Origin of the sequence: Pseudarthrobacter sp. N5 (genome assembly GCF_050157035.1) — a bacterium.
Classification (GTDB): Bacteria; Actinomycetota; Actinomycetes; order Actinomycetales; family Micrococcaceae; genus Arthrobacter.
Genome location: NZ_CP189593.1, coordinates 776,798 through 790,678 on the forward strand (window position 1 = coordinate 776,798; position 13,881 = coordinate 790,678).

Consider the following 13,881-nt stretch of genomic DNA (forward strand, 5'->3'; position numbering starts at 1 on the left):
CCGAGGTTACTCCGGGTAAAGTTGGCGTCACGAAGTCATTCCGGATGGCGCCGGGAATCTCTAGACTGTTCAAGCCGTCCTCCCCCGACCGAAAGCCCTGTGTCTGTGACTGATGCACTGACCGACGACGCATTGCGCGCCCTTCGAGGCCATAAAGCGGAACTGTTCAGTCTCGTGTACCGAAGCTATGCCTCGCCGGTACTGGGGTACCTCACGGCTCGCGGAGCGGATGACCCGGAGGCCACCATGCAGGACGTTTTCCTTGCGGTGCTACCGAGGATCGAGACAATCAGCGGCGGCGTACAAGGCTTGCGCACTTTTGTATTTTCCGTGGCCCACGCACGGATGGTTGACGAATACCGGAAGCAGAAAAGGGCTCCGGTGCGCCTGTCCTTCGAGCCCGGACTGGACGGCCGGGAAGAACAGTCCGCCGAGGAAGCAGCAATGTTACTGGTGTCTCCCGGCGAGGTTTTGGAACTGCTTGATGTGTTGGCGGAAGATCAGAAAGAAGTACTGACCTTGCGCATCATCGGCGGCCTGACAGTTGACCAGGTAGCCGAAATCATGGGGAAAACCGCCGGAGCTGTTAAACAGCTTCAGCGGCGTGCTTTGAACAGGCTCCGTGAACATTCGGCAGTGAAGGAATACGTGACGCAATGATAAGCAGGGACAGAGCTTGCAGTCAGATGGTGGACGAGATGCTGCTCGACGCCGGTCACTCCACTGTTCCAGAGCTTCGGGCCGTCCTGATGTCGCTGGGTTCCCTGGCTGAACTTCCGGCACCGGCGCCGGGTGCCGAGCTTGCCGCGCTCATGGCAGGTCCGCACAATGATCTCAGCAGACGGCGTTGGCTGCGTAAACACAGGCCTGCTGTGGTGGGAATTGCGGTTCTGACCGGAATGGGGCTTGGCATCAGCGGCGTGGCCGCGAGCAGCCCGGTGCCACAAGCCCTAGGCGCCGGCCTTTCCGTCCAGCAGTTGGTCCAGGACTGGACCCAAGCGTGGACCGTTCCGGTGGCGTCCCGGCAGTCCCCGGCCCCTGGGGCCTCGACTCTTCCAGCCGCATTGCCGCCGGAGGCAGCGTCGCCGGAAAAGGTCCCCCAGGCGGCATTTCCGGCTGCACCATTTTCGGTGTCCGCGCTCCGGGGGAGCGTGCACAGGGCCTTCGTACTGCCCGCGGCCGGACGGCAACGGGTAGCGCTGCCGGTGGCTCCCAAGGCCCACGCGCCGGAAGCTACCGTCCAACCGGAACGGGTCCCCAAACAGCCAGCCGGGGAACAGCCTGCCGGGGAACAGCCTGCCGGGGAACAGCCTGCGCCGGATCACTCAGTCCAGAACCAGCTGATCGAAACGCGTGCACAGGCTGCACGGTCAGCACAGGACTCTTACGCCGGTCAGGTGGTGCCGAAGTCGAAGGTCAAGGCTGCCAAGCTCCGGGATTTCCTGTAGTCTGCCTGGAATCGCTATGGATCAGCCACGGAAACCGGGTCTGGCGCGTTGCCTCTGCCGGATGCCGGCGCACACCCCCTGAGGAACTCGCACCACTGACGCAACAGCCCATCACCGGGTTGGGGTCCGTCAGGCATTTGTCCGGAATTCGCCCGGCGGTTGGGCGGAGTACGCTGGAATCATGTCCTACGTCAACGATCCGGCAGTCATCGAACGGCTCATGCGGAGCAAAGGGCGCTGGGCCATCGTTGGACTCACTACCAACGAGTGGCGTGCAGCGTTCGATACCTCCCTCTTCATCCGGGACCGGCTGGGCATGGAGATCATCCCGGTGAATCTCCCGGGTGAGCCAGTCCACGGGGCAACCGGGTACCGGGCACTCGGAGACATTCCGGCGGAGAAGCAGCCGATCGACGTCGTTGACTGTTTTGTGAATTCACAGAGGGTGGGCAGTGTGGTGGACCAGGCCATCGCTGTGGGCGCCAGGGCCGTGTGGATGCAGATGGGCGTGATTGACGAGGCCGCCGCGGAACGGGCCAAGGCGGCGGGCATGGACGTGGTGATGAACATCTGCCCGGCTCAGCAGGCCTGGCATTACAACCTCTGACTATGTGTAATGACTACCCTTCGGCATCCCCGACTTCACGCTCCCTCGTGTTCAGAATGGCCCCGCGCCGGTAATAACCAAGATCGAGACCAAGCACCCTGTGGTGTTCCCGATCATCGACGATGGCATAACCGGGCCGAAGTCTCAGGAATGCAGGACTACGCAGACAGACGGTTGGCCGCGGACCCACCTTGTTTCGAGCGCCGGGCGGCACCTACTCTTGCGCGCGGCTCAGCTAGCAGCAGGGCTCGAAGCGGTGTTACTGGAGGATTTTCTGGGCGTTGCCTGATCCCCGGATGGTGCTTCACGGTGAGCGGGTGACTGTCAGCGGATCTCCGTCACTGGGTCTCTGCCGGGCGCGCGCGTAGGCTCGGGGAATGGACGTCGCAACACTCCGTGAGGTTTGCCTGGGATTTCCCGGAGCCTTTGAAGACTTTCCCTTTGGCCCGGAAACGTCGGTATTCAAAGTGAAGTCCGCCGTCGCAGGCGGGGCGCGGCATGAAGCCAAAATGTTTGCTGCCTCGTCCATGGATCCGGTGGACTGGTCCGTGAGCCTGAAATGCGAGCCGGCCCTGGCCGAGCAACTCCGCGCTGCAAACCCCGAAATCTCCGGCGCCTGGCACATGAACAAGACCCACTGGAACGGTGTGCGGCTGGACGGGGCCCTGCCTGACGCCATGGTCCGGGACATGGTGGAGGATTCCTACGATCTTGTGGTGGCCACATTGAGCAGGCAACAACAGGAGCAACTGGGATGGGTGCGGATCGCGAGAGAAGCCGGCCCGGCCAACCCATGACCGGACGGCGCAGACCCCGTGGCGAACTCAGGTACCCCGGCATGGCTCCACCCAAGGCGCGCAAAGACTCATCACTTCCCGTTACATTGAGAGTGCACACCAACTGGCCGCAGATGAGAGCTGATCAGGAGCAGGCGGATGCTGGACCAAACAACCCTTGACCAATTGTGGAACTTCAATGACCCGGCCGAGTCCGAAGCCCGTTTCCGGGCCGCGATGAAGGACGGAAAGCACGACGCCTATGAACGGGCTGAGCTGGCCACCCAGCTGGGACGGGCCATCGGACTCCAGGGGCGTTTCGAAGAAGCAGACGATCTCCTGGATTCGATTGATGGCCAAGAGGAACCAACCGTCGGCGTCAGGATTCTGCTTGAACGGGGACGGGTGCTGAATTCCGGCGGGCACGCCGCCATGGCCGTGCCGCTATTTGAGCAGGCTGCCGAGTTGGGTGATCATCTGGGTGAGGAACACCTTGCCATCGATTCGCTGCACATGCTGGCCATCGCGGATCCAATACATGCGGAGTTGTGGACCAGAAGTGCCCTCGAGTACACCTCCACCGTGCACGAGCCACGCACCAGGCGCTGGATGGTGGTGCTTCACAACAACCTGGGGTGGACGCTGCACAAAGCAGGCCGGTACGCGGAGGCCTTGGTGGAATTCCAGTTGGCTGAGCAATGGGCTGAGCGTTTGGGCACGCCGGAGCAGGTACGTCTGGCCGGCGAAGCGATCGCAGAGTGCGAAGAATCGTTGGCAGCGGCCGGCAGTACGCGTTAGGGCTTCCGTCGCCTCCCGTCGCCTCCCGTCGGTCCCGATCCGGGACGAGGTCAGAAGAGGAGGCCCAGCACCAAAAGGAGCGTTCCTGCCGTCAGCACCTCCCGGGATTTCTCTGGTCCAGTGGCAGCACGCACAGGACCTCCACCCGACACAGCTACGAGCTGTGCTGTCACGGGCGAAGCTATGTATTCGGCGCGGCAGGCGCAACCTGGCGCGGCCGATCCGAAAGGTTCCCCCGAACACTGTTCCTGAGCCAGCGCCCGCTGTGGACAGCTGGGCCAAACTGGAGTTCAAAGGTTAGCGCGCCCAGCCGGCTTTGAACGCCTCTTGGTGGTCCCGGAAAGTCAATAATGGAATACATGCGGTCCGGTCCAAGAGCAGCGCAGTGTCCGCCCTGGCTTCTGGAAGAATACTTGATCCAACAGAGGAGCCCACATGATTGCGCACGCACCATGGTTCACCGAGGCACGGCTGGGCATGTTCGTTCATTGGGGGCTGTACTCGCTTCCTGCCCGGCACGAATGGGTGATGAGCCGTGAGCATACTCCCGCGGACCAATACCAGACGAAGTACCTGCAGCATTTTGATCCGGATCTCTACGATCCCCGGGAGTGGGCTGCTACGGCGCGGAACGCCGGTATGAAGTACGTGGTGCTCACCGCGAAACACCACGAGGGCTTTTGCCTGTGGGACTCAGAACTGACTGATTACAAGTCCACCAACTCTCCTGCGGGCCGGGACCTTATTGCGCCCTACGTTGAGGCGGCGCGGGAGCATGGACTCAAAGTGGGGCTGTACTACTCGCTGCTCGATTGGCATCACCCTGATTTCACCATTGACGATGTCCATCCGGAATGCGAGAACCCCCAAGCGGCCGAGTTGAACCGAGCCCGCGACATGGACCGGTACCGTGGGTACCTGCACGGACAGGTCCGTGAGCTGCTGAGCAACTATGGCACCATCGACTACCTCTTCTTCGACTTTTCCTACGCTGACGGCAAGCACGCGGTCAATTTCCCCGGGAAGGGCCGGGACGACTGGGGATCCGAGGAACTGCTGGCCATGGTCCGGCAGCTGCAGCCCGGAATCGTTGTCAACGACCGCTTGGACATTCCGGGTGACATTGTCACGCCGGAGCAGTACCAGCCGTCCTCGCCCATGCAGCGAGACGGCGTCGACGTGCCCTGGGAAGCTTGCCAGACGCTTAACGGGAGCTGGGGCTACGACCGGGACAACCTTAACTACAAGTCGCCTGAACTGCTGATCCGGATGCTGGTGGACGGTGTTTCGAAGAATGGCAATCTGCTGCTGAACGTCGGGCCGACGGCCCGCGGCACCCTCGACCCACGAGCGACGGCGGCGCTCGCCGGCCTGGGAGAGTGGACTCGTGTGCATGGCAGGTCCGTTTACGGTGCGGGTCCGGCCACTTTCCAGACTCCGTCCGACTGCCGTTACACCGCACGTGGCGACCGCCTGTACCTGCACCTGTTCGCGTGGCCGTTTCAGCACGTCCACCTGCCCGGGATGGCTGGAAAGGCCGTGTACGCCCAGCTGCTAAATGACGGCTCGGAGATTGCCATGAGCGAGCTTGGCGCGGACAGGCTGGCGCAGAACATGGAGCAGGGCGGCCAGCCGCCGGGAACCCTGACGCTCACCCTCCCGGTGCAGCGCCCCGACGTCGCCGTTCCGGTGGTTGAATTGTTCCTTAAGGCTGCCCCGGTGCCGAAGGACAGCGAGAATGCGTTTCCCGACTCGGTTCAAAATCCGGTGAAACGTCACCGTTATTGAGCCGTTATGATTTTTCTTGATTCAAACAGGCCTCAAATGTTGATTTTCGAGCACGTATGGTGAAATATGTCACACAAGGGGTGACATCACCGGCATCGTTGCCCAATGCGCTTGACGGTCAGCCACGAACGGTCACAGTCAGCCACACGAGTCATTGGAAGGTATTGATATGAATATTGAGAATCAGCCGCTTGCTCGGCGCGGATTTTTACGCGGGGCTCTTGCGGCGGCGGTGCTTGTTCCGATGGGCGGGGCTTTGGCTTCTTGTGCTGCCGGGGGCGGGGGCACGCCGGGGGCTTCGTCGGGGGGTGCGGTTTCGGCGACGAACCCGTTTGGTATGGCGGATAAGTCTGTTGTTGATGCGGTGATCTTCAAGGGCGGTTACGGCATCGATTATGTCGAGTTCGCGGGTAAGGCTTTGGAGAAGGGCCAGGCGGGGTCCTCGGCGAAGATTGCCCCGTCGACGGATATTGCCACGGAGCTGCAGCCGCGTTTCGTGGGCGGTACTCCTCCGGACCTTATTGATAACTCGGGTGCGAAGGCGATCGGTTTCAGTACGATCCTGGCTCAGCTTGAGGATCTGACCCCGGTTGTTGAGGCGAAGAACCTTGAGGGCAAGGTCATCAGGGACACCCTGTATGGCGGGGTCCTGGCGCCGGGAACGTTTGAGGGCAAGCTCGCGGCCCTGAATTATGTCCTGACGGTCTATGCGGTGTGGTATTCGGCGGCGCTGTTCGAGGAAAAGGGCTGGGCTGTTCCCAAGACCTGGGAGGAGGCGATGGCTTTGGGTGCGAAGGCCAAGGCCGAGGGCAAGTATCTGTTCTGCTGGGGCAAGGAAGCGGCCACTTATTATCAGGAGATGGCGATTGCCTCGGCGATCAAGGAAGGCGGCGATGAGGTCCGTCTGGGTCTGGAAAACCTTAAGGAGGGCTGCTGGTCACATCCGGCGATCCAGGGCGTGTTCACGGCCCTGGACCGGATCGTGAAGGCCGGCTATGTCAAGCCGGGCGGTTCCGGTACCGCGTTCACGGCCGCCCAGGCGCAGTGGAGCAACGCCCAGGAGGCTTTGCTTTACCCGTCCGGTTCCTGGATCGAGAATGAGATGAAGGACCAGACGAAGGCCGGTTTCAAGATGACGGGCGCGGCTGTTCCCACGGTCACTACCGGTTCCAAGATGCCGTACACGGCCCTGCACAGTGCGGCGGGTGAGCCGTTCGTTGTTCCCTCGCAGGGCAAGAATGTTGCCGGCGGCAAGGAACTGCTGCGGGTGATGCTTTCCAAGGAGGCTGCGACCAACTTCGCCAAGACCAAGCTTGCGCCGACCATTGTCAAGGACACCGTTCCGGCTGATGGTTTCGGTTCCACGGCGCTGGTCTCGCAGACGAAACTGCTCGACGGTGCCGCGAAGGACATCTTTACCTGGAACTTCATCGACCTGTACGGGACCAACAAGGACCAGCTGGTGGTCTGGAACACCTTCCTTGACGGGAAGTCCGATGTTGCCACGCTGACCTCGGCGCTGCAGAAGATCACGGACAAGGTCCGCAACGATCCCTCGGTCAAGAAGATTGACGTCAAGTGACCGTTCTTGACACCAAGACGCTGTCGGGCGGCGGCAGGGCTGCCGCTGTCCGGCGGCGCCGGAAAAAGCTGACCTTTGACCGGGTGAGTTTCTTTGCCGTGTTCCTGGGTCTGCCGCTGGCCATCTACCTGGTCTTCGTGATCTCCCCGTTCATCCAGGCGTTCTACTATTCCATGACGGACTGGTCCGGTTTCACCGCCTCGATGAATTTCACCGGTTTCGCCAATTACCGGAAGCTCTTCGCGGACGAAATTTTCATGAAGGCCATGGGCAACAATGTGGTGCTGTGCCTGGTGCTGCCGGTGGTGACGATTGCCCTGAGCCTGGTCCTTGCCTCCATGATCACCGTGGGCGGCAGCAGCCGCGGGCAGGTCAAGGGCCTGAAGAATTCCAGCTTTTACCGGGTGGTGTCCTTCTTCCCCTATGTCATTCCCGCGATTGCGATCGGCATCATGTGGCTGCAGATCTATGATCCCTCCAACGGGCTCCTGAACGGCGCGCTGACCTCGCTGGGCTTCGGGCAGTTCACGTCCTTCCGTGGCTGGCTGGGCGATGAGGGCACCGCGATGGGCGCGACGATGTTCGTGATCGTGTGGGGCTTTGTCGGCTTTTACATGGTGTTGTTCATCGCCGCGATCAAGGGCATCCCCGCTGAGCTGTTCGAGGCCGCGCGGATCGACGGTGCCGGGCGCTTCCGGACCGCGATTTCCCTGACCATCCCGCTGATCCGGGACAACATCCAGACCGCCTACATCTACATGGGCATCCTGGCCCTGGACGCCTTTGTGTATATGGCGGCCCTGAACTCCGGCGGCGGCCCGAACAACTCCACCCTGGTGATGTCCCAGCAGCTGCTCTCCACGGCCTTCACCAAGGGCCAGTTCGGCTACGCCAGCGCCATGGGCGTGGTCCTGGCCATTGTCACGCTGATCTTTGCGGCGCTGGTGTTCCTGGTGAACCGGCTCACCGGGGGAAGTAAGGACAACTCAGACTCATGACAACACGCACACACACCGCGCCCGCCCCCGCAGAGGGGCACGTTGAACGCAAACCGGAAACCACCCGCGGCGACAAAGCCGTCGGGGCCCTCTCCCACACCATGCTCATCATCTGGTCACTGATCGTGGTCCTGCCGCTGCTGTGGACGCTGATGACCTCCTTCAAGACCACCAGCGAAATCTTCGCCTCACCCTTTGCCCCGCCCACCACCTGGAACATCGGCAACTACGCGACCGCGTGGAACACCGCGGGAATCGGAAATTACTTCCTGAACACCGTCCTGGTGGTCGGTTCGGCCCTGGTGATCGTGATGGTCCTGGGCGCCATGTGCGCCTACGTCCTGGCCAGGTTCCAGTTCCGCGGCAGCCGCGCCATCTACTACCTGATGCTGGCCGGCCTGACGTTCCCCATCTTCCTGGCCGTCGTCCCGCTGTTCTTCATCCTCAAGAACATGGGGCTGCTGAACACCCTGCCCGGACTGACCATCACCTACGTGGCCTTCGCCCTGCCGTTCACCGTGTTCTTCCTGTTTTCCTTCTTCAAGACCCTGCCGAATGAAATCGCCGAAGCCGCCTCCCTGGACGGCGCCAGCGAATGGCGGACCTTCTTCCAGGTCATGCTGCCCATGGCAAAACCGGGCATGGCCTCCGTGGCGATCTTCAACTTCCTCGGCCTCTGGAACCAATTCCTGCTCCCCGTGGCACTGAACAGCAACGAAAAGAACTACGTCCTCTCCCAGGGCCTGGCCCGCTTCGCCTCCCAGGCCGGCTACAACGTCGACTTCGGATCCCTCTTCGCCGCCGTCGTCATCACCGTAGCCCCCGTCCTGGTCGTGTACATCATCTTCCAACGCCAGCTCCAGGGCTCCGTCACACAAGGCACCTCCAAATAGCCATTTCTGAATGCCCGACGGCGGCCGGTCACCTTCCCCGGGACGGTGAACGGCCGCAGTCGTTTGGGCGCGGGACGCCGGTGCCAGAATGGAAGCCCAGGTCTAACGCAACGGAAGGCATCCGCACGTGATTTTCATCGTCGTCAAATTCAAGGTGAAGCCCGACTGGTCGGAGCGATGGCTGGACCTGGTGGCCGAATTTACCGGCACCACGCGGCAGGAACCGGGCAATCTCTGGTTCGACTGGTCCCGCAGTGTGGAGGACCCCAACGAGTTCGTATTGACGGAAGCGTTTAAGGACGATGCCGCAGGTGACCACGTGAACAGTGCTCACTTCAAGAAGGCAATGGCGGACATGCCTCAGGCGCTTGCAGAAACTCCCCGGATCATCAGCCGCCAGCTCGACGGCGAAGACTGGGACCGGATGGGCGAACTCACCATCGAATAGCTCCGCCAGGATCGCATACTTGAGGTATGTGGATCGGTTGGATTGAGTTCGATATTCTCCTCGGCGAAATTCACAGCCTGAAGGAGAAGCGCGCCCTCATACGGCCCATGGTGGCCGAGTTGAAGCGCCGCTTCGACGTCTCGGTGGCGGAGGCGGGATATCAGGATCAGTACCGGCGGACCTTGATCGGCGCCGGTCTTGTGGCGGCGGACCGGGCACACCTCGTGGAGGTGCTGGACGCCGTCGAACGCTTCGTGGCTGCCCTCCCGGAACTTGAACTGCTCAGTGCCCGGCGGCGCGAGCTGCACAGCGAAGACTAAACAAACGCGGGGTCACTTACCGCCCAATCCCGGGGGATTTATGGGCGGTAAGTGACCCCGCGTTGCTTGAGCAGGAGAAGAATCTAGCCGAAGTACTTCGGCAGCGTCGCTTCGCTGGCTTCGCGGAGGGCCTCAAGCGAGAGCGTCTCCACACCGTTGATCTCCAGCAGGCCGCTGGCAGCGTCAACAACGCCGATCCGGATGTGTGCAAAGCCGCGGGCGGTGCACATGTCCTTGAAGCGGATCTCCTCCGAGCGGGGGACCGCCACGATGGCGCGGCCCTGGGATTCGGAGAAGAGCGCCGTGAAGAGGTCCACGCCGTCGCGGTCCAGGATGTCCTGCAGCGCGATCCGTGCACCCACGCCGTAGCGAAGCGAGGACTCCACCAAAGCCGCCGCGAGGCCGCCTTCGGAGAGGTCATGTGCGGAATCCACCATGCCGTCCCGGGAGGCGTTGACCAGGATTTCACCCAGCTGGCGCTCCACGGACAGGTCCACAACTGGAGGCTGCCCGCCGAGATGGCCACGCAGGTTGGACCACTCGGAACCGTTCAGTTCAGCAGCCGTCGTACCCAGCAGGTAGATGGCCTGCCCGTCTTCCTTCCAACCGGACGGAGTGCGGCGTGCGACGTCGTCGAACACGCCCAGCACGCCCACCACGGGGGTGGGGTGGATGGGAACGCCGCCGGTCTGGTTGTACAGGGACACGTTGCCGCCGGTGACCGGGACGCCGAGTTCCATGCAGGCGTCGGAGAGTCCACGGACGGACTCGGCGAACTGCCACATGACCTCGGGGTCCTCCGGGGAACCGAAGTTCAGGCAGTCCGTGACGGCCAGCGGCTTGGCGCCGGAGGTGGCCACATTCCGGTAGGCCTCGGCCAGTGCGGCCCGGGCGCCTTCGTACGGGTTCAGGAAGGAATAGCGGCCGTTGGCATCCGTGGACAAGGAAACGCCCAGGCCGGTTTCCTCGTCCACGCGGATCACGCCGGCGTCGTCCGGCATGGCCAGCGCGGTGTTGCCCTGGACGTAGCGGTCGTACTGCTTGGTGACCCATTCCTTCGAGCACATGTTCGGGGAGGAAATGAGTTCGACGACGGCGGCGCCCAGTTCCGCGGGGGTGGACGGACGGCCTGCGTCCTGGACCGATCCGGTGAACCCGTCGGCCTGGACTGCGTCGAGCCATTCCGGGCGGTGGAAGGGCCGGTCGTAGACCGGGCCGTCGTGGGCGACAGTGCGGGGGTCGACGTCGACAATTTTCTCGCCGTCCCATTCGATGATCAGGCGGCCGGTGTCGGTGACCTCGCCCAGCCAGGCGAACTCCACGTCCCATTTGTCCAGGATGGCCTCGAACGCGGCAACGTTCTCCGGCGTCACAACGGCCATCATGCGTTCCTGGGATTCCGACATCAGGATTTCACCAGGGGTCAGGGAAGGATCGCGCAGCAGGACCGAGGTCAGCTCAACATGCATGCCGCCGTCGCCGTTGGAGGCCAGTTCGGAGGTGGCGCAGGAGATGCCGGCAGCACCGAGGTCCTGGATGCCTTCCACCACGGAAGCTTTGAACAGCTCGAGGCAGCACTCGATGAGCACTTTCTCGGCGAACGGATCGCCCACCTGGACGGCGGGGCGCTTGGACGGTTTGGTGGAGTCGAAGGACTCGGAGGCCAGCACCGAAGCGCCGCCGATGCCGTCGCCACCGGTGCGGGCACCGAAGAGGACCACCTTGTTGCCCACGCCGGAGGCGTTGGCAAGTCGGATGTCCTCGTGGCGCAGGACCCCCACGGCGAGGGCGTTGACCAGCGGGTTGCCCTGGTAAACGGAGTCAAAAACAACCTCGCCGCCGATGTTCGGCAGGCCCAGGCAGTTGCCGTAGCCGCCGATGCCCGAGACGATGCCGTGCACCAGGCGCGCGGTATCAGGGTGGTCGATCGCGCCGAATCGCAACGGATCCATCACGGCGACAGGGCGGGCACCCATGGAGATGATGTCGCGGACGATGCCGCCGACGCCGGTGGCTGCGCCTTGGTAGGGCTCCACGAAGGACGGGTGGTTGTGGGACTCCACCTTGAACGTCACGGCCCAGCCGTCGCCGATGTCAACCACGCCGGCGTTCTCGCCGATGCCGACGAGCAGGTGTTCCTTCATCTCGTCCGTCACCTTGTCGCCGAACTGGCGCAGGTGGTTCTTTGAGGACTTGTAGGAGCAGTGCTCGCTCCACATGACGGAGTACATAGCGAGTTCCGCGGCGGTGGGGCGGCGGCCCAGGATCTCCACGACCTTGGCGAACTCGTTGTCCTTCAAGCCCAGTTCGGCCCACGGGAGTTCGGTGTCCGGGGTCTTGGCAGCGTTTTCGACGGTGTCAATGTTGAACTTCTTGGTCTCGACAGGCTCGACCACCGAATTCGTCTCGGTCATGCGTTGACTCCCACAATCTTGTTCAGAACAGAGGTGAAGAAACCCAGGCCCTCGGTGTCGGAGCGCCCAATTCCGTCCAGGGATGCCGGTCCGTAGCCGGCCTCAACGGCGTGCTCCGGGTGCGGCATCAGGCCCACCACGTTGCCGGCGGCGTTGGAGATGCCGGCGATGTCGCGGCGCGAGCCGTTCGGGTTGAAGCCGACGTAGCGGAAAACCACGCGGCCCTCTGCCTCGAGTGCGTCCAGGGTCTTTTCATCGGCGATGTACTGGCCGTCCTGGTTCTTCAGCGGCACAGTGATTTCCTGGCCCACGGCGTAATCGCCGGTCCAGTAAGTACTGTTGTTCTCCACGCGCAGCACCTGGTCGCGGCAGATGAACTTCAGATGATCGTTCTTGATCATTGAACCCGGCAGGAGGTGCGATTCGGTCAGGATCTGGAAACCGTTGCAGATGCCCAGAACCGGAAGTTTTGCTTCCGAGTTTGCCGCATCAATAATCCGGGACATCAGCGGAGCGAAGCGCGAAATGGCGCCGGCCCGGAGGTAGTCGCCGTAGGAGAAACCACCGGGAATCACGACGGCGTCAACGTCACCAAGTGTGGTGTCCGCGTGCCAGAGCGCTACGGGAGTGGCGCCTGCCAGGCGAACGGCACGGGCGGCGTCGCGGTCGTCCAACGTGCCGGGGAACGTGACCACGCCGATGCGGGCACCGGTGAGCCGGGGTTCGGCGGCAGTGTGCTCGGCGGCCGCTGTCTCGCCGATCAGGGGAATTTCATTCATCTCAGGCCTCGACGACCTCGACGTTGACAACGTCCTCGATCACCGGGTTGGACAGCAGGGTCTCCGCGGCTTCACGGGCCTGGGCAAGGATTTCCTCGGTCACCTCGCCGTCGACGGTCAGTTCAAAACGCTTGCCCTGGCGGACAGAGCTAAAGCTGGTGAAGCCCAGCCGGGGGAGCGCACCCACGATGGCCTTTCCCTGCGGGTCCAGAATCTCGGGCTTGGGCATTACGTCGACAACGATCCGGGGCATCCGGTAACTCCTGTGCGTGAGCAGTGGTTGAACCTTGCTTAAAGGCCGCCGCGGAGTGGTGCCGTCTCACGCTGTTCCGCTGTAATTTGGGGACTGCAGGGACGGGCGCTCCGCGAGCTTGCTAGCCCATTCTACCGGCCGTACCGGCTCTCCACCCATTCGAGGCCGTTCGTGCGGGACGGCGACGGGACAGCGATCGGGTGCCCCGCATCTGGGCAATAAAGTACGACGCCGGCTCTGGCCTGCCGGGGATGCCGTCAGTAGGCTTGCGGCATGGCTGAAAAACCGAAATCCGTGCTGTTGCCCGTGATTGCCGTAGCCGTTTTTGTGGGCTTGGGGAGGATGGTCCTGCAGAAACTCAAGGCTGACCGTGCGGCCAGGGAAAACCGGCTGGCTGGCCCCGTGGATGAGAAGACGCGCCAGTGGATCAGCGACGTTGTGAGGACGCCCCGTCAGTAACCTGAAGGCGCCGCTGTAATGCGTGGCGCGGGTTCCGAAAGCTGCTTCAGGTGACCCCCAAGGGCGCCAGGCGCTAGCCTTTTCAGGCGTTCGGGCGCCATATAACAGACTCTCAACGGGCCCTGAGGCGGCCCGGTGGATTTCCACCGGGCCGCCTTTTCAACGGGCCGTGTGACAAGACAAAAATCCGAAAATGTGCTTTATGTCATATTCGTCTATCAGTCTGTATTCTATGTATCGGCTGGTCTCCGCCGGGTAGACAGGAACTGTTGCCCCGCCTGCCGTATCCAGCTGTCTGCGTCCGGCAATGTGGCCGGG

General features: G+C 62.6%; 15 protein-coding genes. 12 read left to right on the forward strand and 3 right to left on the reverse strand.

Going from position 1 to position 13,881, the window contains the following annotated elements:
- Nucleotides 1–105: 105 nt before the first annotated feature.
- From ACQCST_RS03960 to ACQCST_RS04010, 11 genes are all read left to right on the forward strand, one after another.
- A complete protein-coding gene (locus ACQCST_RS03960; RefSeq protein WP_426998046.1) occupies nt 106–660 on the forward strand; it encodes an RNA polymerase sigma factor in 555 nt (184 codons plus the stop codon).
- A 26-nt stretch (nt 661–686) separates the two neighbouring features.
- On the forward strand, nt 687–1,448 hold the full coding sequence (locus ACQCST_RS03965) for a hypothetical protein (RefSeq protein ID WP_426998047.1): 762 nt from the start codon (nt 687–689) through the stop codon (nt 1,446–1,448).
- Between the two features lie 181 nt (nt 1,449–1,629).
- The gene (locus tag ACQCST_RS03970) at nt 1,630–2,055 is read left to right on the forward strand and encodes a CoA-binding protein (protein WP_426998048.1); all 426 of its coding nucleotides are present in this window, start codon (nt 1,630–1,632) and stop codon (nt 2,053–2,055) included.
- 377 nt (nt 2,056–2,432) lie between these two features.
- Nucleotides 2,433–2,852 (forward strand): MmcQ/YjbR family DNA-binding protein, encoded by a 420-nt coding sequence (locus tag ACQCST_RS03975; RefSeq protein ID WP_426998049.1) that lies wholly within the window; start codon nt 2,433–2,435, stop codon nt 2,850–2,852.
- A gap of 138 nt (nt 2,853–2,990) precedes the next feature.
- Nucleotides 2,991–3,629 carry a hypothetical protein gene (locus ACQCST_RS03980; protein WP_426998050.1) on the forward strand — a complete coding sequence of 213 codons (639 nt, stop codon included), beginning with the start codon at nt 2,991–2,993 and terminating at the stop codon, nt 3,627–3,629.
- Nucleotides 3,630–4,064: 435 nt separating this feature from the next.
- Complete coding sequence (locus tag ACQCST_RS03985) at nt 4,065–5,417, forward strand: alpha-L-fucosidase (RefSeq protein ID WP_426998051.1); 1,353 nt, start codon at nt 4,065–4,067, stop codon at nt 5,415–5,417.
- Nucleotides 5,418–5,586: 169 nt separating this feature from the next.
- A complete protein-coding gene (gene ngcE, locus ACQCST_RS03990; protein WP_426998052.1) occupies nt 5,587–6,999 on the forward strand; it encodes an N-acetylglucosamine/diacetylchitobiose ABC transporter substrate-binding protein in 1,413 nt (470 codons plus the stop codon).
- The gene (locus ACQCST_RS03995; RefSeq protein ID WP_426998053.1) at nt 6,996–7,997 is read left to right on the forward strand and encodes a carbohydrate ABC transporter permease; all 1,002 of its coding nucleotides are present in this window, start codon (nt 6,996–6,998) and stop codon (nt 7,995–7,997) included. Before ngcE ends, ACQCST_RS03995 begins: the two co-directional genes overlap by 4 nt.
- On the forward strand, nt 7,994–8,890 hold the full coding sequence (locus ACQCST_RS04000) for a carbohydrate ABC transporter permease (RefSeq protein WP_426998054.1): 897 nt from the start codon (nt 7,994–7,996) through the stop codon (nt 8,888–8,890). Before ACQCST_RS03995 ends, ACQCST_RS04000 begins: the two co-directional genes overlap by 4 nt.
- 127 nt (nt 8,891–9,017) lie before the next feature.
- Nucleotides 9,018–9,338 carry a putative quinol monooxygenase gene (locus ACQCST_RS04005; protein ID WP_426998055.1) on the forward strand — a complete coding sequence of 107 codons (321 nt, stop codon included), beginning with the start codon at nt 9,018–9,020 and terminating at the stop codon, nt 9,336–9,338.
- A 26-nt stretch (nt 9,339–9,364) separates the two neighbouring features.
- Nucleotides 9,365–9,658, forward strand: coding sequence for a DUF503 domain-containing protein (locus ACQCST_RS04010; protein WP_426998056.1), 294 nt, complete (start codon nt 9,365–9,367; stop codon nt 9,656–9,658).
- Nucleotides 9,659–9,741: 83 nt separating this feature from the next.
- On the opposite strand, the gene purL is transcribed toward ACQCST_RS04010, so the two are convergent.
- Genes purL through purS form a run of 3 tightly spaced genes read right to left on the reverse strand, consistent with a single transcriptional unit; the run spans nt 9,742 to nt 13,104 of the window.
- Complete coding sequence (gene purL / locus ACQCST_RS04015) at nt 9,742–12,072, reverse strand: phosphoribosylformylglycinamidine synthase subunit PurL (protein ID WP_426998057.1); 2,331 nt, start codon at nt 12,070–12,072, stop codon at nt 9,742–9,744.
- Nucleotides 12,069–12,851 carry a phosphoribosylformylglycinamidine synthase subunit PurQ gene (purQ, locus tag ACQCST_RS04020; protein WP_426998058.1) on the reverse strand — a complete coding sequence of 261 codons (783 nt, stop codon included), beginning with the start codon at nt 12,849–12,851 and terminating at the stop codon, nt 12,069–12,071. The genes purL and purQ overlap by 4 nt, the downstream gene beginning before the upstream one ends.
- 1 nt (nt 12,852) lies before the next feature.
- Nucleotides 12,853–13,104: a phosphoribosylformylglycinamidine synthase subunit PurS gene (gene purS / locus ACQCST_RS04025; RefSeq protein ID WP_426998059.1), complete on the reverse strand. Its 252-nt coding sequence runs from the start codon at nt 13,102–13,104 to the stop codon at nt 12,853–12,855.
- A 273-nt stretch (nt 13,105–13,377) separates the two neighbouring features.
- On the opposite strand from purS, the gene ACQCST_RS04030 reads away from it, so the two are divergent.
- Entirely contained in the window at nt 13,378–13,563 is a 186-nt protein-coding gene (locus ACQCST_RS04030; RefSeq protein WP_426998060.1) for a hypothetical protein, read from the forward strand.
- Nucleotides 13,564–13,881: the final 318 nt, after the last annotated feature.

What these genes read in the sequence shown, in the direction of transcription:
- ACQCST_RS03985 (WP_426998051.1), top strand. Translation starts at nt 4,065, where the DNA reads ATGATTGCGCACGCACCATGGTTCACCGAGGCACGGCTGGGCATGTTC.
- ngcE (WP_426998052.1), top strand. Translation starts at nt 5,587, where the DNA reads ATGAATATTGAGAATCAGCCGCTTGCTCGGCGCGGATTTTTACGCGGG.
- ACQCST_RS03975 (WP_426998049.1), top strand. Translation starts at nt 2,433, where the DNA reads ATGGACGTCGCAACACTCCGTGAGGTTTGCCTGGGATTTCCCGGAGCC.
- ACQCST_RS04030 (WP_426998060.1), top strand. Translation starts at nt 13,378, where the DNA reads ATGGCTGAAAAACCGAAATCCGTGCTGTTGCCCGTGATTGCCGTAGCC.
- ACQCST_RS03965 (WP_426998047.1), top strand. Translation starts at nt 687, where the DNA reads ATGGTGGACGAGATGCTGCTCGACGCCGGTCACTCCACTGTTCCAGAG.
- ACQCST_RS04000 (WP_426998054.1), top strand. Translation starts at nt 7,994, where the DNA reads ATGACAACACGCACACACACCGCGCCCGCCCCCGCAGAGGGGCACGTT.
- purS (WP_426998059.1), bottom strand. Translation starts at nt 13,104, where the DNA reads ATGCCCCGGATCGTTGTCGACGTAATGCCCAAGCCCGAGATTCTGGAC.
- ACQCST_RS04010 (WP_426998056.1), top strand. Translation starts at nt 9,365, where the DNA reads ATGTGGATCGGTTGGATTGAGTTCGATATTCTCCTCGGCGAAATTCAC.
- ACQCST_RS03980 (WP_426998050.1), top strand. Translation starts at nt 2,991, where the DNA reads ATGCTGGACCAAACAACCCTTGACCAATTGTGGAACTTCAATGACCCG.
- purL (WP_426998057.1), bottom strand. Translation starts at nt 12,072, where the DNA reads ATGACCGAGACGAATTCGGTGGTCGAGCCTGTCGAGACCAAGAAGTTC.
- purQ (WP_426998058.1), bottom strand. Translation starts at nt 12,851, where the DNA reads ATGAATGAAATTCCCCTGATCGGCGAGACAGCGGCCGCCGAGCACACT.
- ACQCST_RS03970 (WP_426998048.1), top strand. Translation starts at nt 1,630, where the DNA reads ATGTCCTACGTCAACGATCCGGCAGTCATCGAACGGCTCATGCGGAGC.